The sequence below is a fragment of the Polyangium spumosum genome (genome assembly GCF_009649845.1).
In the GTDB taxonomy this organism is placed as follows: Bacteria; Myxococcota_A; Polyangia; order Polyangiales; family Polyangiaceae; genus Polyangium; species Polyangium spumosum.
This window is the reverse complement of record NZ_WJIE01000003.1, coordinates 407,297-426,757: the sequence shown is the minus strand read 5'-3', so window position 1 is coordinate 426,757 and position 19,461 is coordinate 407,297. Positions and strand designations below refer to the sequence as shown.

Below are 19,461 nucleotides of genomic sequence, written 5' to 3'. Positions count from 1 at the left end.
CCCACGCCCCTACCAGAATAGGTGCAACACGAGGATCTCCCGGCCTGTCGGGGTCTTCGTGTGCTCGATGCAGGGCTCTTTTTCGCTCTCCCCCGTGTGAACCAGCACGAATGCGCCATGCGCCGCCTCGACGCTTTTTAGATAGCGGTCGAGTTGCATGAGCCCTGCATCGTGAAGATTCCCGGACGCCTTTCTGGCAAGCTTTACTTCGACGACCGAGCGGACCGCCGGCGCTTCGTTGAGGCTGCCGATGAGGATGTCCGGTCGCGTCCCGTCGGAGAGCAAGGGCTGAACGGAGACCGGCCCATCGACGACGTGACCGAGCGCCGCGGCGATGAGCTGCGCGAGGATCTCTTCGCGCGCCGCGCTCTTCGCTACTTTGCCGCGAACCTTGTGGTGAATGAACTCCGCCACCCGCGAGAGCGCCTTCTCCAAAAATTGCGGATCCGACCGTGGAATCCGCGTCGGTCCCCCCGCTTCGAGCTCGTCCGCCGCCGTCTTGCTCAGCGCCGTGCTCATGCGTTGCTCGTCCACCACGTTCGCGAGCATCGCCGGATCGTCCACCTTCGCCGCGGCCGCCCGCGCCACCTTCTTCGCGACCTCTTTTGACATCCGGCTGCTCGGCGCCTCGATGCCGAGCACCTTCGCCACTTGCCTTTGCACGGCCTCCGGCGCGGCTTCCACCGCCTCCTCCGCCGCCTGCGCCAGATGCCGCCGCAAGACGCTCGGCGTCCGCTTCTTCCCGGGCACGCTGAACGTGTGCGTATAGCCGTCCTTGGCGTCGTCCGGAAATACCCTCGTATCGAGCACCCACGGATCCGCGCCCGAAGCGTACGCGTACGGGGTAATACGAACCTTCCCCGCGCGTGGAAAGAGCTCACCGAGCAGGCAGCCGTTCGGCCAGGGGCTGCCCTGGTAGGCCGACGGCGCCGCGAGCTCGACGAACCCGCCGCGCTGCGAGGCGATTCCGCGGCTCTTTTGCTGGTGCATGTGGCCGCGTAACACGATATCGAAGACCCGCTCGAAGCGGTGCTCGATGACGTCGCGCTCGAGCTCGTGGAGAGCCTCGAACGGGTGGTGCAGGAGCGCGATCGCGGCACGCGCGCCTTCGTCGGCGATACGATCGCCCGCGCGATCGATGTTCGGCTCGCCCAGCCAGAGTTTTCCTTGATCGTCGTCGCCCTGCGCGAAAAATGCCGAGTTGAACGAGGCCACCGCAATCCGCGCGCCGCGCACCGTCACGACCTCCACCGCATTCGCGCCGACGCCGAGCCCAAGCGCGCGGTCCTCCCCGAGCAGGGACCCGAGCGCCTGGCGATACGCTTCGAGCTTTTGCGTGTGGAACCGCCGGGCGTGCTCGTCCTCGAAGAATGTGATGGCCTCCTCGTCCTTGTCGAGCGTGCGCCGCAGCCACCGACCCACGTCGCGGTCGACGTCGTGGTTGCCGGGGACGACGAAGAAATGCGCCGGCGCCACGCCCGTCACGTCGAGGATACGCTGGAAGAGGTCGACCACGAGCTCGAATTCGTCCGGTTTGCCGCTGTGGGCAAGGTCGCCCGTGACGAAGACGAGGTCGAGCGGGAATCGCTCGCGGTCCTGCGCGAGGAAATCGACGAGGCCGCGCAGGACGCGGTCCTGATCGTATCGCTTCACCCGCTGCGGCCTCAAATGCAGGTCCGAGAGGTGGAGGAACCGAACGGGCGGCTCCTCCGCGGCGTCGCCGGCCGCGCGCTCGGGCAATGCGCCGACCTTTCGGGCGATGGCGACGAGCTCCGCGGGCGCGGGCAGCTCGTACGTCCGCGCGGCCCACGTGAAGAAATCGGGCGCTTTTTGCCGGAGGATTCGCTCGGTCTCGCGGGAGACGACGAGCAAGACGGGGCCCGCGAGCCGGCGCAAGAACTCGCGCTCGGCGTTCAAGAGGCCCGCGAAGGCGCCGCCGCTGAACGGGCCCCACGGCGCCGCGGAGAGCACGTAGGCGTCGGCCTCGTGCTCGTGCGTGAGCTCCGCCCAGCGCGCCGGGCCCGTGTCGACGTCACACGCGCCGAGGTCCTCGACCCGCATCGGCGCTTTTCGGAGAATACCCACGAGCAGGCCGCGGGCCTCGTCGAGCGTCGCGTCGGATTCGGCCACCACGACGAGCAGGGAGGGCGAGCCTTGCGCCAGCGAGAGCCGCGCGGAGAGCTCCTCGATGCGTGCTTCCGGGGTCATCCGGCCCAGTTCTCCATTTGCCGCAGGAGCTGCTCGACCGGGTCGGGCAGGCAATACCAGGCGATACCATTACGATATTCGATCACCCAGAGCCCGTAGAGGAGCTGCTTCGTGACGTCGCCCTGGCCTTCGAGGCGGAACTCGCGCCGGACCTTCTCCAGGACCGACAAGAATCGCGGATCGTAGGCGCGGCGGAACGACTCGCGCTGGTCGGCGATCGCGGCGGCGACGTCCTGCTCCTCGATGAACGTGCCGCGGCGGACGTGGGCCTTCACCACGCTCGATTGCAAGAGCCGCGCGAGCTCGCGGATGTTGCCGCCCGAGCCCACGATGGCGCGCTCGACGGCCTCGGGCATCACGATCCGCGGGTCGATCGGCTCGACGCGCGCCTCGACGATGCGGCGCATGATGGAGACGCCCTCTTCGGAGCGCCTCCGCGTGTTCGTGTGCGTGTCGAGATCGTAGAGACGGACCGCGGGGAGGACGGCGCTGCCCGCGTTGTTGTACCTCTCGGAGAGGACGTTGAACGTGGGCTCGTAGATCAGCGAAATGGGGATCGTCAGGATCGCCGCGCCCGGCGCCTCGACCATGGGCTTCTTTTCGTCGCCGAGGAACGCGTCGCGCGCCTGCACGGGCGGGAGTTTGTCGAGGCCGTCCAGGAGCACGACCGGCCGGTGCTCCTCGAGGTCGTCGAGCAGGCCGGCGAGCAGGTCGATCGGCTCGAAGCCGGACTCCTTGATTTGCCGGCGCAGCTCGTCGCGCAGGAGCTTGCTCTCGCGCACGGTGGAGAGCAGCCGGCGGAGCGCGGCGCCGAGGGCGTCGAGGTCGGGCGCGACGGGCGAGGAGAGCAGGCGTTCGAGGGCAGAGCGGAGCGTCTCGGTCGTCTTCTCCGAGAGCCCGAGGCCCGCCTTTTTCACCTCGGCGACGAGCTCCGCCTTGGCCGCGAGGTACATCTCCAGCGAGCCGAGGTCCTGCACGGCCGTCTGCGCTTCGAGGTCGACGAACGCGACGAGCCTCCCTTCGCGCCGGAGCCTGTGCGCGATGCTGAGCAGGAGCGTGGTCTTGCCGCAGCCGGGCTGGCCTGCGAGCAGGAGCTTGGCGTTGTCGTTCAGGTCGAGCGCGGCCTCGAGCTCGGAGCGATAACGCTCGTGGGCCTCGGGGACGTACGAGGAGCCGGGGCCGTCGTCGGCGTCGAGGTACGGCCGGTAAATCGGGTCGAAGACCTTGGTCAGGGCGCGGAACTTCGCTCGGGGATCGGGGCTCATGCGAGAACCTCCGAGGAAATTAGCGGCGCCTCGGCCGGGGAGCAAGCGGGCCGCACGGTCATGCCCCCGGCTTCTGCGCGACGAGGAGCTGGATGTCGCCGATCTGCGTGACCACGCTCTGCCGTCTCCGGCTCCACGCGCCCGGGTCGAAATGGCGGAGCGCGCGCCCGAGGACGGCGCCGACGAGCAGGTTTCTGAGGCGCCGCGCGACGTACCGCGGGGCCGAGCGTTCGAAGGAGGGCGTCGAATGGACGACGTCGAGGCCCGCCGCCCAGACGAGGCGCGAGAGCGATCCGTACGAGAACACGTGAATGTGCTCGGGAGGGCAGAACCAGTGTGAGCGCGCCGCGACGTGGCGCTCCGAGGCGTCGCCGCAGAGGGGCGTGTCGCAGAAGAAAAAGCCGCCGGGTTCGAGGACGCGGCGCACCTCGCGCATCGCGGCGTGGGGGTCGCGGACGTGCTCGATCACGGCCCAGGACGTGACGGCGTTGAAGCTCGCGTCCTCGAAGGGCAAGCCGCCCTCGGCGTCGAGGTTGCCCGGAAAAACCCGTACTCCGGGCGGATATTCCTTCCGAACGGAGTAATCGCAGCCGACGGCGTCGAAGCCTGCTTCGAGGGCCTGCGCGAGGAACCCGCCCTCGCCCGAGCCGACGTCGAGCAGGCGGCCTCCGGGGCAGTACCGGCGAACGAGCGCGAGCTTCGCGGCGTGGCGCTTCGGCATCTCGCGGGCGAACCGCTCGGCGCCCATGCCCGCCGTGTAGCTCTCCGAAAAACCAGCGTAATGCCGGGCGAGCTCTTCCACCGTGGGCAGGACGAGCGATTGCACGGTGCCGCAGGTGGCGCAGCGGAAACATGCGATCTCGTCGAACCACTCTTCCGCCGCGCGCGCTCCGCAGATCCGGCACGTCGGGGCCGCATTGCTTTCGCTCGTCGTGCTCATCGCGCCGCGGAACGTAGCGGCAGGGCGCCGCGGGGGCAAGCGCGTGGTTTCATCGTACACGCAGCCGATCGAGCCGCGGGCCGAGGGCCGCGAGCGCCCGCAAGGCGAGGCTCCCGAGGAGCGGCGGCCGCGCGCGGGCCGGGCCCTCGGCGATCGCCCGCGCGACGGGCAAGAGCCGCAGAGGATCCTCGTCCCGCGGAGGCCCCCGCCGCACCTCGCCCCGCGTATACCGGAGGAGCGCCGCGCGCAGGGATCCGGCGTCCTCGACGACCTCGACGCGCCCTTCGTCCCCGAGGGCGGCGACGATCTCGAGCTGATGGTCGTTGACGATCTCGCCGAACGCCGCGCGGCGCGGGGCGACGATCGGGCGGTGGCCGCGGCGAATGGCGTCCGAGAGCGTGCCGACGCCCGCATGGCAAATCACGACATCCGCGTCGTTCATCTCCCGCTCGAATTCGGCGCGCGAGAGGTGCTCGCGCGGCGTGAGCGCGCCGGGACGAACCCGGCTCGGGCCGCGCTGGCAAACGCCCTCCACGGGGACGGGCAGCGCGGACGTGGCCTCGTCGACCCAGCGGAGGAGCCGGTCGAAGGGGACGAGCGCATTGCCGACGGTGACGAAGATCCTCATCCGAAATGAATGCTCGCCTTCTCGGCCCGCGGGAAGAACCACGCGAGCGTGTCCCATTGATAGAAGAAACGGTGCGCGAGGGGCGCCATCAGCCGGCCCGTGAGCGTGGGGCGGACGATCGCCGCGGCCGTCTCGACGAACACGACCCGCGCCCGCGCGCCGATCCGCGCGACGAGCGCGACGGGGACCGCCGGGCCCGCGCCGGCCGAGAGGACGATGTCCGGATCCTCGTGGCGCAGGATCCGCGCAGCTTCGAGCAGGTTGAGGAGCACGCGGACGTCCCTCTCGGCGTGGGCGATGCGGTAGACCCGGACAAACGGAAAATCGGGCAAGGGGGCCTCGTCGTTCAGCACGAGGACGACCTCGTGGCCGGCGAGGACCGGGGCGAGCTGCATGATCTCGGTCAGGTGACCGCCGACCGACGAGACGACGAGGATCTTCACGGCCGCCTCCCGCGCGCCACGATGTCCTCGTAAGCCCCTCGCATCTGTTTTGCAATGGCATCCCAGGCGAACGCCGCGGCCACGGCGCGCCCCGCTTCTCCCATGCGCCGGGCCCGCCCGCGGTCGTTCAGGATGGCGAGCAGGGCCTCGGCGACACGCTCGGGCGTGTTCTCGACCCAGAGCCCCGCGCCGCGCTCCTCGAGGATGCTCCAGGGGCAATTCTTGCTCACCACGACGGGCGTCCCCGCGGCGAGGGCCTCGGCCACGACGATGCCGAAGTTCTCACCGTGCGAGGGCAAAACGAGCGCCGCGGCCGAGGCGAGGAGCGCCTGTTTGTCTTTCCCGTACACAGGCCCGAGGAACCGCACGCGGGGGCGCGGCGTGGCGCGGGCGAGGAGGGCCTCCACGCGCGCCTGCTCGCCATCCTCGTCCGGGCCGGCGATGAGCGTCTCCACCTCGGGCATCACGGCCGCGACGCGGGCGAGGGCCGGCACGAGCACGTCGAACCCCTTGACGGGGTGGATGCGGCCCAGAAAAACGATCCGCGCCCGCTCGCGCGGCACGTCGGGGAGCGACTTGGGCAGGTCGACACCGTTTGGCACGACGAACGTGCGCGCGCCGGGCACGTGCCGCAGGATCTCGCGCGCCTCCTCCTCGCTCGTCGCGTGGACGCCCGCGGCGGAGAGGACGTTCCTTCGCTCGACGAGCTCGAAATACGGCGCCTTTTTCCAGCGCTTCGAGCCGAGGGCCCAGGGCATGAGCGTGCCCTGCGGCGAGAGGACGGCGGGCACACGCGCGCGCCGCGCGAGGGCCATGGCCGCGGCCGAGGAGAACGAGAAGAGGGCCGTGACGTGGACCAGATCCCATTGCTGGATTTCCCGCGCGAGATGCACCGCGAGCGGCGCCGAGAACGCAAATCGGGTGCGCGGCCTGCGCGGGAAATAACGGACGGGGACCCCCTCCGCGAGAGTCTTCTCGGCGCGGGGCACGTCGAGATTCCCCGGCCCGTCGGCGTCCGTCGTGACGACCTCGACCGTCACGCCGAGGCCGAGGAGGCGCTGGCAAAGGCGGAGCACGCCCTCGATCGGGCCGCCATACCGCGTCGCGGGCCAGAAGCTCGGAATCACGTGGAGGACGCGGAGGGACATCGAAGCACTAGCGGAGATCAGCGAGGATCTTCTCGAGCCTGTGGCGATACGTGTGCTCGGCGAGGGCGCGGCGCGCGCCGGCCTCGCGGATCGGGAGCATGTCGGCCGGGAAGCGGCGCGCGTGTTCGAGGTGGCCCCAGAGCTCCTCGTACGTCTCGAAGGCGAGCACCTCCTTGCCCGGCTCGAAACATTGCAGGAGCGTCGGCCGGAACTCGACGAGCTCCAGGCCGCCCGCGCCCGCGATCTCGAAGGCGCGGCAATTGAGCGAGTTGCCCTCCGCCAGTGCGAACGTGTTGAGGCAGACCATCCCCGAGCCGAACACGCGGCTCTTCTCCTCGCGGACGACGTATTTCCCGGAAAAACTCGCCCGGATCTCCTTCGCCGACCAGGGCGGCGGCTCGGCGCCATAGAGCTCGAGCCGCGCGCCGTCCCGGAGCAGGCGCGAGAGCACGGCCTGGCGGAACGCATAATAGTTCCCCGCGACGACCACGGCGTCGCTCGTTTGTCTCGCCAGGGGCCGATGCCAGCGCGGGTTCATCGCCTCGTGGAGGAGCGCGGTCTCCTTGCCCGCGAGCCGGAGCTTCTTCACGGCGTCCGGGTCCTTCACGTAGACCTTGTCCCAGAAGGGATTCACGAGCCCGAACCTGCGGCTGTTCGCGGGCGCGTCGCCCCACCATAAAATGCGGCGCCCAGGGACGATCGCGCCGAGCTCGTCGAGGATCTCCGGGTGCACGTCCCAGGTGAGGGCGAGCAGGACGTCCGGGCGGCGATCCTTGGCGAGGCGGAGCAGCTTGCGATCCTGCGGCAAGGGCGCGTCCCCGAACACCCGCTCCTCCACCATCCGGAGCGCGCGGCGCGGGACCGACCAGTAGGCGGCGTGATCGACCTCCGCCGCCCCGAGGACCTCGTGGCCCATTTCGACGAGGGTTTCGGCGACGTTGTCGGCGAAGCCGTCCGCGAATCGCGGGCCGAGGACGAGGATACGCACGGCGCTCAGGCTCCCTTCCGCAACCGGAAGAGCATGTCGGACGAATAAATCCCCCCGCGCGAGGCCCCGTTCTCCACGAGGAACCACGCCGCGATCGCCCCGCGCATCATTTGCCAGGCGGCGTAACGGATCGCGCTCTTCACGCCGTACGGCACGGGGCCACATTCGCGAAAATCCACGCCGTCGCCAAAGCCCGTCATCGCCGCGAGCTGCGTGATGCTGTTCGGCGTGAACGCGATCTGGTGCGTGATGTCCCAGTAACGCGCGGCGGCGCCGAAGGGAGAGACGGCGTTCGGCACCATGCCCACGAGCGCGCCGCCGGGGCGGAGCACGCGGCGCGCCTCGCGGAAGAAGTCGACGAGCCGCTCTTTCGGCAGGTGCTCGACGATGTTGAAGGCCGTGAGGAAGCCAAAAGAGCCATCCGGTTGCGCGGCGAGGTGGTCGACGACGTCGCCGAGGACGAGCTCGCCGCGCACGAACTTGCGGGCCTCGTCGAGCTCCTCGGCGCAGAGGTCGACCCCGTGCGTCCGGTCGAACCCGCGGCGTTCGAGCGCGAAGATGAGCTCGCCGCAGCCGCAGGCGAGGTCGAGGCACGGCGTCTTCGGATCCGCGGGCAGCCACGGGCCGAGGCGGCGCAGGAGGCCGGCGGCGCTCGTCTCGTAGTACCGGGCGGTCGGGCGGTGGCCACGCGAGGCCGTCGTCTCGTAGTAACGCTTGGTGATGTCGTCGAGCGACGCCATGTGCGACCCGCATGGTGATGAACCCGCGGCGCCAAAGCAAGGGCGCGCGAGCGGATCAGCCCGCCGACATCTCGCGATACTGCGCCACCGTGAACCGCGCCCAGGCGCCACGCGCGTCGCGCAGGTGCACGGCCACGGGCTCGAGCGCGTCGAGCGCGCGTGGATGCAGCTTGCACTGGAGCGAACGCGCGCCGCGCCGATCCACGGCGAAATCGGGCGGCGTCTCGGCTCGGGCCGGCTCGGCCGAGGCCGCCGGCTTCGCGTCACGCCCGCCCTGCAAGGCGCGTGTCGTCCTGAGCTCGAGCACCGCGCCCGAACCCGAGAGGCCTCCGCGTCCGGATTCGAGCGAGGTCGACGTCGGGAAGACTGCGCCCGTACGCTCGTTCACGGTGGGCCGGACCCCCGACCGCAGAAGCACGTTGAGCCCGGCGTACGTCGTGGCGTGATAAAGCGACGAGCCTGGCGCCAGCGTGAACGCGCCGTTTTTCCCGACAGGCGCCGCCGCGCGTTGTGCGGACGTCGAACCGTTCGTCCTCTGCACCGTGGCCGGATGCGGCGACCTCTCCTTTCGCGCGCCGCCCGGCGCGGCGGCCTTCTTCTGCACCGTGGCCGGATGCGGCGGCCTGCTCGGTCGTTTCCCGGGCTGCGCCGTCGTTTTCCTCTGCACCGTCGCCGGGTGTGGCGCCCGCTGCTTTCTCCCGTCGCCCTCTTCGCTCGCCATCGCCGTTTCCTCCGCCGCTCAGAATGTACTTTATCGCAGCTTCTCGTACACGTCACGTGGCCCGCGCACGGCGCCGCTCACCGGCGTCTTCACGTCCGCCGCCCGGAGCACGTCGAGCGCGAAGGCCGAGCATTGCTTCCATTGCAGGTTGAACCGGTGCCGCCCCGACTGGTATTCGGCCACCTTGGACATCGCCGCCTGCGCCTGCGCTGCGTCGATCGTATACTCCTTGACCCGCACCCCTGGCTTCTCGAATGCCGACCTGTCGTCGTGCACCACGCCCGGGACGCCCGACATGAGCTTGCCGAGGTCGCGGTGCGGGTCGTACTCGCCGTAATCCCGGGGAGAAAAACCCCAGGCGTGCCGCTCGCCGCCCGGCTCCTCCAGGGCCACGAAGCTGTGGCCGGAGAGGGGCTCCGGCAAATGCTGGTCCTCGTGCATGTACGTCCCGAAGATGAGCCGGTAGTCCGCGCCCTTCGCCTGCGCCGCCCGCATTTGCAGGCGACCGACGCTCTCGGCCGGCGGCCCGAAGGCGGGGAAGGGGCGCGCGCTCGCCGCCATCTTCGGTTGCCCCGTGGCCACGGCCTTGCCCATGCGATCCGCCTCGGCCTCGAGCTCGAAATCCTGCACCACCGCGATCCCATCGCCGAGCGGGTTCGCCACCCGCCCGTCGCGCTGCTGCACCACGTGCGTCAGCTCGTGCCCGAGGAGCTCCTGCCCCCGCACCGTGTGTGGCTCGTAAAACCCGGGCGCGAAATGGATGTCGGCGCCCAGCGTGAACGCGATCGCCCCGATGGACGCCGCTTCGCCGCCGACGTGGACGCGCACGTCGGTGAAATCGGCGTCGAAGAAGCTCTCCATCTTGCGGAGCACCGAGGGCGGGAGCGGCTGCCCCTCGCAGGCCTGCTTGCCTTCGAGGAAACCCGCGGGCGGCTGGAACGCGTGTACGCCCGAGGGCTGGGCCGCGCCGGACGCGGCCGATTCATCCGCGCCGCGCCTCTGCAATGCGGCGCCGCCGCGAGGCGCCGTCGCGGCGTGGGGCGGACGCAGGGTCATCCCCCGCGGCTCGCTTTTTCGTTGCGTCACGGTCGCCGGGTGCGGGGGGGCGGAGGGGGCGCTCCGCTGGATGGCTTTTGCTGCGTGCGGCGGCCTCGTCGCGTGGGGCCGGAAGAAGGCCTGCGCCAGCATCGACGCGGGGATTCGATTGGCAGGATAACACGCCTGGATGACGCGGTGTTTCGGGCTCATGGCGTTCGCGTCCGGGAAGCGCGGGAGCCGGGGCCGTGCCCGGGGCCCGCCGGGGCCAGATGAGATTGAACGTACCACCGCACGCGGCGGACCAGCAAAGGAGCAGCAGGTTCGGGCTCGCCCCGGAGCGTCACCGTGCTCGCGGCGAAGAGGAGCAGGACGAGCGCGGGCAATACGACGAGCGCCGGCCGAAACCGCTGCAACAGGGCCTTTCGTGCCTCCGCGCGACGTAAAAGCTCCACGCGTCGCGCCTCCTCGCGCCGCGCGCGCGCCTCCGCGAGCGCCTCCTCGCCCAGCGTCCGGTCGACGAGATACACGAGGCTCGCGGCCGCGCTCCGATGCCCCAGCGGGTCCTCCACGTTCGCGGCCACGGAAAACCAGAAATCGTGCTCGGGCCATCGCGCCCGCAAGAAAAGCGCGATGTCCGAGGCGAGGGCCGACACCTCGGCGTCCACCGCCGCGGCCTCCGCCCGTCGCGCCTCGATGTGCGCGGGGTTCGTCAGGGCGCCGCGATCGGCTGGCAACATCCGGCCATACCGCGCAAAGAGCTGATCCCTCGCGGCCGCGTCCTCGTCGTCCGAGCTTCCGAGCGCGACCAGATCCGCGTACTGGATCTGCACGGCAATGGGGATGTCGCGGGCATCTCGGCCCAGGCGCGCCGCGAATTGCTCCACGAAGGCCATCGCGGCGTCGAGCCGCGCCTGCACCTCCGGGAGCTGCGCCGCGACGGGCTCGGCCGTCCCTTCGCCCGCGGGGAAAAGCTCTCCATACGCGGGCACGAGCGACGGAAACACGTGCCCCGAGACGACGCCTTTTCCGCGCGGCGGCGCGGGCGGCGCCACGCATAACACGATCCCCCCGACGCGCCCGGCCCGCGCCTCCAGCGTATCGCGCAGCGCCCCAGCCTCGTCCCGCGCGGCGTCCACGATCGCCCCCGGCACATCGAGGACCCGCACCGCGCGCTCGCCGATCTCGACGCGGTGCTCCGTCACCGCCGCCGTCGGCGCCGGGCTCGCCCCCGTCTCCACGCGCGGAGGCCCGATCCCCTCGGCCGTCACCGGCGCCATGCGGGCATACTGGCTCCACCGCATTCGCGTCCGGGTTTTTCCGGACCGACGCCAGCCGACGAGCAGGATCGAAGGCTCGTGATCTCGATCCGGCGCGGAGCTCCCGCTCATGTTCGCCCCTCGGCGATCCGCGCGCCGAGGGCGCGGAGGGCAAACCCCGTCACGCGCGCCCGCTCGCCCTTGCCGATCCACTCCACCGCGGGCAACCCCTCGATCTCCTCGGGTCGAATGCGGTCCGTCAAGAAATGCAGCCCCTGGTTCGACGAGCCCCGCAAGGGCAGCCGCGCCGCGTGATCGGCCTCGTATCGGCCGTCGATCAAGAGATCGACCTCGGCGAGGAGCTCTCGGGCGTGTGGCCGCACCTCGGACGTGATCTCGTCCCGGGAAAAACCCGAGAACACCACGACGTCCGCGCCCTCCGCCCGGAGCGCGCGGCAGAGCGCCGCGAAGCCGAGCGCCTGCTCGAACGGCTCGCCGCCGCTCAACGTGACCCCTCGCAAGTCCGGAAACGAGCGCACCCAGGACGCGGCCGATTTCACGGTGCATACGCGCCGCGGCGCCTGTCCCCACGTGTGCGGGTTGTGGCAACCGCGGCACCGGAGCGAGCAGCCCTGCGCCCAGAAAACAGCGCGTGCTCCAGGGCCGTTCGCGCGCGACGGCGCGACCGCGTCCGCGAGGTTCAGCAAAAGGTCCGTCACGACGAACCGTGCCTCCCCGTCACCGTCACGTTTTGCAGGACAACCTCGGCGCCGCCCGCGCCGTCGCCGCCCGCCGGCCACAAGGCGCGCCCGTCCTCGGCGTAGAGCTCGGCCTCGACGCCTTGCGCGCGGAGCGCCCCGAGCACGTCGGCATACCCCCCGTGCACACAGGCCGGGCCGTCCCACTCCGCGGGCCCGCGCATTTCGATCGCGTCGATCTCCGGGAGCGCGGCCCACGACACGAGGTGCTCCGCGATACGCGCGAAGACGCCGTGATCGTCGGAGAGCTCGGCGACGAACGCGCCTTCCCGCGCCTCGAAGCGGACCTCCGAAGCCCGGAGCCCCGCCGCCTCTCCGCCCTCGCAAATCGACACCACCCGCGCCCGCGCTCGCGCCGCGAGGAGCGCGTCGAGCTCGCCGAGCAGGCCCGCGATATGCGCGGCGCTCTCCTCGACCCTTCGTCCGGCCAAACCTCGCAGATCGTCCGCGAGGCCGGGCCGAAACGCTTCGAGCTGTCCCTGCCATTCGGGCGCCGAGAGCACGGCGAGCGCCCGCGCGAGCGCCTCTTGCCGGGCCGCGATCGCCTCCTCCAGCGAGCGCGGCGAGGCACGCAGGGCGAGCGCCTCCACGGCGCCGATGCGCGCGGCGTCCGGCTCTTGCGTGAATTCGGTGAGTTCGCGTCGGGCCTGCTCTGCCTCTCGATCGAGGGGAATGCCGAGCGCCCCGCAAGCCGAAAACAGCCCGAGCGCCCGCTCGGCGCGCCGGAGGCAGGCCTCCACGGCGGCCGACCTCGGCAAGACGGCCTTCGAGGGCGGCTTCGAAGCCTCCACCTTCGAGGCCTGCTCGGTTGCCTTCTTGGCTCGTTCGGCCGCGGCCCTCCGCAGGGCCTGCTCGTCCCGCTTTCCTGACCGGATGCGCAGCGATTTCACCCCGCTCATGGCCCTAGCTCCCTTGCCAATCGATCTGGGCCTCGATCCGCTTCAATGCTCCATCCTCGCCGCTGTCGTCTCCGGGCGGGGAAGGAGGCGCTTCGGCGGGGCGGGGGAGGGGGCGGGGCCGCTTCGCGGGCGGCGCAGGTGGTCGGAGGCACGTGTATTCGAAAATGGGCGCCTGCCCGCAGCGGAGGTCGTGCCGGTGCGTGACGAGCCAGCCTTCGAGTCGCCGCAGGAGCCCATCCCGATCCTCGGGGTCGAGCCGCGGCCCGCCGGTCTCGATCTCCCATTGCGTGAAGAGCGACGCGGCGAGCGCGGAGAAGCTCTGCCGGCGGTCCAGCGTGAGCTCGCAGAGCGCAGAGCGTCCCTCGTCGCGCGTCGTTCGAATACGAAGGGTGACCAGCATGCGGGCCTTCCGGTCGGGCCTACCCCGCCGGCGGGACGAGGGTACCAGGCGCCCCGAGGGCAGGGCCAAGAAGGTGGCGAAGGCGCGGATCGCGTGGTTGTGCCGTCCGAGGGATTCGCGTACGATCCACTCGAAATGTCGCGCTTTCCCCGCCGATGGGCCCTCGTCGCCGCGTTCCCCCTCTCTCTCGGCATGGGATGCTCGCTCATCCCGCTCCACGTGCAAACGAGCGGCTTCGGAGAACCCGAGCCGGTCCCGCTCCCCGCGGAGAATCGCGCCCAGCCGGACGCGCAGGCGCGAGAGGCGCAAGACAAAGAGGACGAGCGCGCGGAGGAGCTGAAGGACGAGCTCGCGTCGCTGCGCGCCAGGATCGCCGAGGGAAAAGATCCCGTCGAAGACGCCCGAGGCTTCGCCGAGCGTGTCATCGAAGCACGCGGCACGAAGGCCGCGAGGCGCGGCGAATTCGAGGTGCCGAAGCTCGAAATGGAGGCTCTGGGCTACCTCGACGATGCGATCGAAAAGGCTCCTTCGCTCGAGCTCTTCGACCTGCTCGTTGATGTCGCGAAGCTCCCCGAGGCCGACGCCGTCGTCCTCCGGGCCTGCCCCCGCGTGAGGTCGAAGGTCCCCGCGGCCGACGTTCATTCCTTCGTGGGGGAGTGCCTCCATCGCGCGGACGATGACGCGAAGAAGCTGAAATGGCAAAACGCGGCTGGCGACGTGGCCCGGTTCCGCAAGGCCGAAGCCGAGCGTGTCGCCGCCGAGGCGGCCGCCCGGGAGGTCGAACGAAAAGCGCAGGCGAAGACCACGCGTTACGTGTCCGCCGCGGTCTTCGCCTCGGGCCGCTGCAAGTTCAGCAATTGCCTGAAGGACGGCTGGACGGCCTCGACGCCCGAGGGCGACATCGACGTGCGTTGCTCCTTCGGCGACTGCCTGAAGGACGGCTGGGAGGCGCGTTTCCCCGATGGAACGACGGCGCGCACGCGCTGCTCGTTCTCCAATTGCATGAAGGACGGCTGGGAGACGAGCTTCCCGGACGGGACCACGGCGCGCACGCGGTGCTCGTTCTCCGATTGCATGAAGAATGGCTGGGATACGGACCTGCCTGGTGGTGAAACCGCCCGCACGCGGTGCTCGTTCTCCGATTGCGGGAAGGACGGCTGGACCACGGACCTGCCGGGCGGCCGGTCCGTTCAATGCCGCTGCAACTTCCAGAAGTGCTTCGTGGACGGCGCCACCTGCAATTGAGGCCTCTTCGCGGAAAACTTGCCCCGCGGCGAGCGTCCTGCTCGTCTGCCCCGGCGCCGCATGGAGATCCCCGCCCTCGTCCAGAGCCTCGACCTCTCCCGCGAGGATGACGTCCCCTCGCTCGGCTGGCTCGCCGAGAGCTGCGCGTCCCCCGATCCCTTCTGGTCCGACCTCTTCGCGTTCGCCTGCGAAAAGGGGCCGCCGCTCCGGAGCCGCCCAGGAAACCCGCAGGATCTCTATCACGACGCCATCTCTCGTCACGTCGCTGCGGGTCGGCCGGCGTTTGTCTGGTATGAACGTTCCGCGCCGCGTTCGCTCTCGTTCTCGGCGATCGACGCCCGCGCCTCCGCGTGCGCCGCCGTCTGGGCGCAGCGCGGCGCCAAGGCGGGCGCGCCGATCGCCCTCGTCCTTCCCCTCGGCCCCGCGTTCGTCGTGGCCCTCGCCGCGGCCTTGCGCCTCGGCCTCTGCGTCTCGATCCTCGAACCCGCGGGCGAACACGCGCTCGTCGCGCGCCTCTTGGCCCTCGCGCCGGCGCACGTCGTCTTCGATCCCGATGATCCACCGCCGCTCGGCGATTTCGACAAGCTCGCCTTGCCCCTCGTCGAGGGCGGCCCGGCCTTGCGCGCCCCTCCGTATGCGTACGCGCCCGACGAACCTTGCGCCCGGCTCTTCTCCCCGCTGCGGGCGCCGGTGCTCGTCCCCGTCGATCTCCCCGCCGCGCCGGCGCTCGAGAACGCGCTGCGGGACGCCGTGTTCGCCTATCGAATCGGCCCGGGCGACGCCCTCGCGGCGCCGGGCTTTATGATGCAGCAACACATGCCGGCCCTGCTCCTGTCGACCTGGCTCGCGGGCGCGACGTTTCACCATCTGAAGATCTCTGAAATCGAAGAAGACCCGAGCCTCCTCGAAAAAGCGCCCATCACCACGCTCGGCGTCTCGCCTGCCCTCGCGGCCCACCTCCGCGGGAGGCCCGCGCGCCTCTCGCGCCTCCGCCACGCCTTTCGTAGCGTCGACGAGCCGCTCGACTGGGTGGTCCACAACGATTTCGTCAAAAAAAACGAGCTCGCTCGGGTCCTCGTCGGCAATGTCCTCGTCGACGCGGCCTCGGGCGGCTGCCTGCTCTTCTCGACCCGCCGCCCCGGCAGCAGCAGCGCCCGCGCCTTGCCCGCGCCCGGCCGCCCTTACGCCCTCCTCGACGCCGGCGGCAGCGGCGAGCCCGCCGTGGGCGGCACCGGGATCTTCGTCCCCTCGCCGGAAAAAGAAGGATTCTTCATTCTGGCCAAACTCGGGACCGAGTTCCTGTATGGCTCGACCCTGCTGCCGCGCCGCGCCGCGCGTGTCTATCCGGCGAGCGAGGTCACGGCCCGCGTCTCCATGCTGCCCGGCGTCGCTGGCGCCGCCGTCGTGCCCGTGCCCACGGGAGAGCCGGGCGCCGGCTGGGCCTTCGTCCTGCTCGTCTTCACCGGCGCGAGCGGGGCCTCCGACAAGGAGGTCCAGAGCCTCGTCTCCCGCACGATCCGCGCCGATCTCGGCGAGGATTTCCTCCCCGAGCGGGTGGACGTCTTCCCCCTCCACCCGCGGCGCGTCGGTCAGGAAGTGGACCTCGACTGGTGCCATCGGCAATACTCCTCGGGCACCCTCCTGCGGAAGGCGGGTAGCCCCGTGTTTCGTGACCTGACCTCCCTCCGGGCGCAGTTGCTCGGGGACGCCTAGTTCGTCCCGACATACACGTCCGGTCCGCGGCCTTCGATATGCTCGATCCGAACCTCGTCTCGCGCGCCCTCGCCGGCCCTGGAATGGATGCGACCTCCGCGGCCGTCGACGACACGTTGCGCCTCGCCCAGGGGGGCGAGCTCCGCGCCGCCGCCGAGCGCGCCGCCCTCCTGATCGAAGACGGCGCCACCGACGCTCGGCTCGTCGCGGCCTTCCTGCTCGGCGTCTTCGCCGAGCGTGGCCCCTCCGCGTTGCCCGAGATCCTCGCGATCACGCGATTGTCGCTCGCGGAGGGTTTTCGCGCGCTCCGCCCGGAACAGCGCAAGGCGCGCGTCGCCGACTCCGCCTTCACGCTGCTCTTTCGAGGGATCCGCGCCTCGATCGATTTCCACGAGGCCAAGCGTGACGCGACGTGGAAGACCTGGGCCGCCACGATCCCGCGCGATTTGCCAGCGAGGACCGCCGCCGAAGCCGAGGCGGCGCTCGGGGCCCTCACGGCCGCGATCGAATCCTCGCTCTGCGTGCGTGAGCTCGCCGCGCTCCGCGCGCGCACCGAGAGCGTCTTCCAGCGAATGCCGCCGCCCCCTCCTGCGCCTCCGCCCGCCCCGGCGGAGCCGCTGCCCGAAGCGCCCTCCCTCGCGCCGATCGAGGAGGAGGCCGCGGCCCCTCCCGAGGCCGAGGAGCCGCTCGCGCCCGAGTCATTGTACGACTCCGAAAAACCAGTTCCCAGCGCGCCGCCCGTGCGCACCATCGAGGTCTCGGCCGCGCTCGAGCAGTTCATTCGCAAGCTCGAGGCCTTCGAGCTGCTCGTCCAGCGCGGCGAGATGGGCAAGGCCGCCATCGTGGCCCAGGACGTGCGCCGGGTCGTCGAGCGCTTCGATCCGCGCCTCTACCTGCCTGCGCTGCTCGCGCCCCATTTCCGCCTCCTCTCGTCCCACATCGGCGATATCGCGCCCCACTGGGAGGCCGAGGGCGGCCCCGCGTGGCAGGCCCTCGAACAGCTCTACCAGGTCGACCTCGACGCCTTCGTCGGGACCTGACGCATGGACGGGCCGTCGCCGCTCTCCTCCGAAATGCCGCCTGCGCCTGCCGGCGCGGGGGTCGCCGCGCTGGAGGAGGCTCTATCGCGCGCCGCGCCCGCCTTCGAGCTCCCGGCCCTCGTCGCCTTGCTCCGCTCGCGTTTCCCCGAGCGTCGCCTGCGATTTCGTAGCCACCCCTCGCTCGCGCTCGAGCCCACGCTCGTACGCGCGGTCGCGTTCGTCGGGGCCGAGATCGAGATCACGCTGAACCTCGGCCTGCGCGCGGTCACGACCCCGCTGCCCTCCTATTTCACCGAAATCTTCGCGCATCCCCTCGCGGGCCCTTCGCTCGAAGGGGTCGTCGCGCTCGCCGATCACCGCCTCCTCGGGGATCACGCCGAGGCGAGCGCGCCCGTCGAAAACGAGCGCCTCGTGCCGCGCCACGCCTCCTTGCGCCGCTCGGCATTCACGCTCGCCCGCCCCTCGTCGCCGATCACGCTCGGCTGGCTCTTTCGCAAGGTCTATCCCGAGCTCGAAGTATCGGTGCGGCGCGCCGGGCACGAGCGCCGCCTGCCGGCGCCCGACGCGCGTATCGGCCAGGCCACGCTGGGGATCTCCGCGCTCGGCGGCGAGGCGGAGGTCTCGGTGCCCGGGGTCGACGCCATTCTGGTCACGGACGCGTCGAGGACCTGGGCGGACGAGCCGTGGACCCGTGAGGCCCGCGCGCGCCTCTTCGCGCGCGTCCTGCCCGCGCTCTCCGGCGCGGCCGTTCACCTGCGCGTGTTGCTCGTCGATCACGAGGCGTCGGGCAAGCTCGTCGTCCGCGGGCCGGGCGAGCTCGGCTGGGATCCGCTTGCGAAATCGAGGCCTTCCGAGGTCCACACCTTGTTCGAGGGGCGCCCGCCCGATCGCTCGATGTGACGGCAAATTTGTCCCGACGAGCGCGCTCGTGAAACCGTATGCGCGATTGGAACCGTAAAGCCCCGAGCCCCCACGGTTCGGTCCTCGGGTTTTCTCACGAGGGGGGCCCAAGCGCATACCGGTGAAACCGGAAGGCGTCTTGTGTCGTTTCCACGACTGGTGGGGAAGGAGAACCGATCTTGAGCAAGTACATCCAGGACCAGATCTTCAAGTCCAGGCTCACCATCACCTACCGGACCAACATCACCGGCACGCCGCAGCAGGAAAAGCTGCCCTACCGGATCCTGGTCCTGGGTGAATTCGAGGGCCGCTCCAAGCGCGCGGCGGGGCTGCTCCCGGCCCTCTCCGAGCGGAGCGTCCGCTCCATCAAGCGCGGGACGACCGTCGACGATCACCTCCACGAAGTCGTCCCCACCTGGCATTTGCCGAAGGCGCTCTCGCACCTCAAATCGACGCTGCCCGGCACGGTCACGCTCGACCGTATCGTCTGCACGGTCCCGAGCGGCGCCATCGCCCGCAAGGAGCCTGGCAAGTATCCGATCACCGGCGCGGCGCATTTCGAGAGCACGCCGGAGGACAACGGCCTCAGCCGCGTCGACGGCCAGATCGTCGTGGGCGGCACGCTCGAGGTGAGCGCGATCGACGACGCGGGCAACCTGACGGTTCAGGGCGCGACGATCACGTTCTCCGGCGAGGTCGTGGGCGATACGGTCGATCCGTCGACCCGCAAGAAGGTCGGCCTCGTGACGGGCCTCTTGCGCAATCGCCAGATCGTGCTCCCCGCGGACCAGGTGCCCGCGCCGGTGGCCGACGAGAACGACGACGAGACGTCGAAGAGCCGGGTCTTCGTCCTCTCGTTCACGAAGCCGATCCCGGTGAGCGCGGAGCGCACGGTGCCCTTCGCGTCGATGAGGGATTTCTCGCCGGACGCCGTGGCAAGCAGCATCCCCGAGCTCCAGCGCCTGCGCGTCATCAAGCTGATGATGCTCGAGCTCCAGTCGATGCTGCGCAACCGCCCCGAGCTGCGGGCCCAGATGAAGCGCGCGATCGCCTCGCCCGACGGGCTCAAGGAGCTCCAGAAGTGGGCGAAGGACAATTACAAGATGCTCGAGATCTGAGGTCGAGGAACGA

General features: G+C 70.5%; 19 protein-coding genes. 5 read left to right on the top strand and 14 right to left on the bottom strand.

Going from position 1 to position 19,461, the window contains the following annotated elements; translation table 11 throughout:
* Nucleotides 1-9: 9 nt before the first annotated feature.
* The 14 genes from GF068_RS11780 to GF068_RS11720 are packed head-to-tail and all read right to left on the bottom strand — an operon-like array spanning nucleotide 10 to nucleotide 13,432.
* Nucleotides 10-2,208: a metallophosphoesterase family protein gene (locus tag GF068_RS11780; protein WP_153819464.1), complete on the bottom strand. Its 2,199-nt coding sequence runs from the start codon at nucleotides 2,206-2,208 to the stop codon at nucleotides 10-12.
* On the bottom strand, nucleotides 2,205-3,473 hold the full coding sequence (locus GF068_RS11775; RefSeq protein WP_153819463.1) for an ATP-binding protein: 1,269 nt from the start codon (nucleotides 3,471-3,473) through the stop codon (nucleotides 2,205-2,207). The genes GF068_RS11780 and GF068_RS11775 overlap by 4 nt, the downstream gene beginning before the upstream one ends.
* Nucleotides 3,474-3,531: 58 nt before the next feature.
* Nucleotides 3,532-4,413 (bottom strand): class I SAM-dependent methyltransferase, encoded by an 882-nt coding sequence (locus tag GF068_RS11770; RefSeq protein ID WP_153819462.1) that lies wholly within the window; start codon nucleotides 4,411-4,413, stop codon nucleotides 3,532-3,534.
* Between the two features lie 49 nt (nucleotides 4,414-4,462).
* Nucleotides 4,463-5,041 (bottom strand): glycosyltransferase, encoded by a 579-nt coding sequence (locus tag GF068_RS11765; protein ID WP_170319437.1) that lies wholly within the window; start codon nucleotides 5,039-5,041, stop codon nucleotides 4,463-4,465.
* The gene (locus GF068_RS11760; protein ID WP_153819460.1) at nucleotides 5,038-5,484 is read right to left on the bottom strand and encodes a glycosyltransferase; all 447 of its coding nucleotides are present in this window, start codon (nucleotides 5,482-5,484) and stop codon (nucleotides 5,038-5,040) included. Before GF068_RS11760 ends, GF068_RS11765 begins: the two co-directional genes overlap by 4 nt.
* Nucleotides 5,481-6,632, bottom strand: a complete 1,152-nt coding sequence (locus GF068_RS11755; RefSeq protein WP_153819459.1) for a glycosyltransferase — start codon at nucleotides 6,630-6,632, stop codon at nucleotides 5,481-5,483. The genes GF068_RS11760 and GF068_RS11755 overlap by 4 nt, the downstream gene beginning before the upstream one ends.
* A gap of 7 nt (nucleotides 6,633-6,639) precedes the next feature.
* A complete protein-coding gene (locus tag GF068_RS46995; protein WP_170319436.1) occupies nucleotides 6,640-7,620 on the bottom strand; it encodes a glycosyltransferase family protein in 981 nt (326 codons plus the stop codon).
* Nucleotides 7,621-7,625: 5 nt separating this feature from the next.
* Nucleotides 7,626-8,360 (bottom strand): class I SAM-dependent methyltransferase, encoded by a 735-nt coding sequence (locus tag GF068_RS11745; protein WP_153819457.1) that lies wholly within the window; start codon nucleotides 8,358-8,360, stop codon nucleotides 7,626-7,628.
* Between the two features lie 55 nt (nucleotides 8,361-8,415).
* Nucleotides 8,416-9,081 carry a hypothetical protein gene (locus GF068_RS11740; RefSeq protein WP_153819456.1) on the bottom strand — a complete coding sequence of 222 codons (666 nt, stop codon included), beginning with the start codon at nucleotides 9,079-9,081 and terminating at the stop codon, nucleotides 8,416-8,418.
* A 30-nt stretch (nucleotides 9,082-9,111) separates the two neighbouring features.
* A complete protein-coding gene (locus GF068_RS44220) occupies nucleotides 9,112-10,329 on the bottom strand; it encodes an eCIS core domain-containing protein (RefSeq protein ID WP_206079452.1) in 1,218 nt (405 codons plus the stop codon).
* Nucleotides 10,326-11,507: a hypothetical protein gene (locus GF068_RS11730; protein WP_153819455.1), complete on the bottom strand. Its 1,182-nt coding sequence runs from the start codon at nucleotides 11,505-11,507 to the stop codon at nucleotides 10,326-10,328. The genes GF068_RS44220 and GF068_RS11730 overlap by 4 nt, the downstream gene beginning before the upstream one ends.
* The gene (locus GF068_RS43530) at nucleotides 11,504-12,094 is read right to left on the bottom strand and encodes a 4Fe-4S cluster-binding domain-containing protein (RefSeq protein ID WP_170319435.1); all 591 of its coding nucleotides are present in this window, start codon (nucleotides 12,092-12,094) and stop codon (nucleotides 11,504-11,506) included. The genes GF068_RS11730 and GF068_RS43530 overlap by 4 nt, the downstream gene beginning before the upstream one ends.
* Nucleotides 12,091-13,032, bottom strand: coding sequence for a hypothetical protein (locus GF068_RS43525; RefSeq protein WP_170319434.1), 942 nt, complete (start codon nucleotides 13,030-13,032; stop codon nucleotides 12,091-12,093). The genes GF068_RS43530 and GF068_RS43525 overlap by 4 nt, the downstream gene beginning before the upstream one ends.
* Before the next feature lie 4 nt (nucleotides 13,033-13,036).
* Nucleotides 13,037-13,432, bottom strand: coding sequence for a hypothetical protein (locus tag GF068_RS11720; protein ID WP_153819454.1), 396 nt, complete (start codon nucleotides 13,430-13,432; stop codon nucleotides 13,037-13,039).
* A gap of 135 nt (nucleotides 13,433-13,567) precedes the next feature.
* On the opposite strand from GF068_RS11720, the gene GF068_RS11715 reads away from it, so the two are divergent.
* The 5 genes from GF068_RS11715 (at nucleotide 13,568) to GF068_RS11695 (ending at nucleotide 19,448) form a co-directional block, all read left to right on the top strand.
* A complete protein-coding gene (locus GF068_RS11715) occupies nucleotides 13,568-14,677 on the top strand; it encodes a hypothetical protein (protein WP_153819453.1) in 1,110 nt (369 codons plus the stop codon).
* 60 nt (nucleotides 14,678-14,737) lie between these two features.
* Nucleotides 14,738-16,390 (top strand): AMP-binding protein, encoded by a 1,653-nt coding sequence (locus GF068_RS11710; RefSeq protein ID WP_153819452.1) that lies wholly within the window; start codon nucleotides 14,738-14,740, stop codon nucleotides 16,388-16,390.
* 38 nt (nucleotides 16,391-16,428) lie between these two features.
* Entirely contained in the window at nucleotides 16,429-17,430 is a 1,002-nt protein-coding gene (locus GF068_RS11705; RefSeq protein WP_153819451.1) for a type VI secretion system protein IglI family protein, read from the top strand.
* 3 nt (nucleotides 17,431-17,433) lie between these two features.
* Entirely contained in the window at nucleotides 17,434-18,330 is an 897-nt protein-coding gene (locus GF068_RS11700; protein WP_153819450.1) for a type VI secretion system baseplate subunit TssG, read from the top strand.
* 179 nt (nucleotides 18,331-18,509) lie between these two features.
* The gene (locus tag GF068_RS11695; RefSeq protein ID WP_153819449.1) at nucleotides 18,510-19,448 is read left to right on the top strand and encodes a type VI secretion system contractile sheath small subunit; all 939 of its coding nucleotides are present in this window, start codon (nucleotides 18,510-18,512) and stop codon (nucleotides 19,446-19,448) included.
* Nucleotides 19,449-19,461: the final 13 nt, after the last annotated feature.

Bases quoted from the DNA above. Each gene is read 5' to 3' on its own strand.
- GF068_RS11705 (WP_153819451.1), top strand. From the start codon at position 16,429: ATGCTCGATCCGAACCTCGTCTCGCGCGCCCTCGCCGGCCCTGGAATG.
- GF068_RS11720 (WP_153819454.1), bottom strand. From the start codon at position 13,432: ATGCTGGTCACCCTTCGTATTCGAACGACGCGCGACGAGGGACGCTCT.
- GF068_RS11715 (WP_153819453.1), top strand. From the start codon at position 13,568: ATGTCGCGCTTTCCCCGCCGATGGGCCCTCGTCGCCGCGTTCCCCCTC.
- GF068_RS11770 (WP_153819462.1), bottom strand. From the start codon at position 4,413: ATGAGCACGACGAGCGAAAGCAATGCGGCCCCGACGTGCCGGATCTGC.
- GF068_RS11730 (WP_153819455.1), bottom strand. From the start codon at position 11,507: ATGAGCGGGAGCTCCGCGCCGGATCGAGATCACGAGCCTTCGATCCTG.
- GF068_RS11710 (WP_153819452.1), top strand. From the start codon at position 14,738: ATGGAGATCCCCGCCCTCGTCCAGAGCCTCGACCTCTCCCGCGAGGAT.
- GF068_RS43525 (WP_170319434.1), bottom strand. From the start codon at position 13,032: ATGAGCGGGGTGAAATCGCTGCGCATCCGGTCAGGAAAGCGGGACGAG.
- GF068_RS11740 (WP_153819456.1), bottom strand. From the start codon at position 9,081: ATGGCGAGCGAAGAGGGCGACGGGAGAAAGCAGCGGGCGCCACACCCG.
- GF068_RS11745 (WP_153819457.1), bottom strand. From the start codon at position 8,360: ATGGCGTCGCTCGACGACATCACCAAGCGTTACTACGAGACGACGGCC.
- GF068_RS11700 (WP_153819450.1), top strand. From the start codon at position 17,434: ATGGACGGGCCGTCGCCGCTCTCCTCCGAAATGCCGCCTGCGCCTGCC.
- GF068_RS11775 (WP_153819463.1), bottom strand. From the start codon at position 3,473: ATGAGCCCCGATCCCCGAGCGAAGTTCCGCGCCCTGACCAAGGTCTTC.
- GF068_RS11780 (WP_153819464.1), bottom strand. From the start codon at position 2,208: ATGACCCCGGAAGCACGCATCGAGGAGCTCTCCGCGCGGCTCTCGCTG.
- GF068_RS11755 (WP_153819459.1), bottom strand. From the start codon at position 6,632: ATGTCCCTCCGCGTCCTCCACGTGATTCCGAGCTTCTGGCCCGCGACG.
- GF068_RS11765 (WP_170319437.1), bottom strand. From the start codon at position 5,041: ATGAGGATCTTCGTCACCGTCGGCAATGCGCTCGTCCCCTTCGACCGG.
- GF068_RS44220 (WP_206079452.1), bottom strand. From the start codon at position 10,329: ATGAGCCCGAAACACCGCGTCATCCAGGCGTGTTATCCTGCCAATCGA.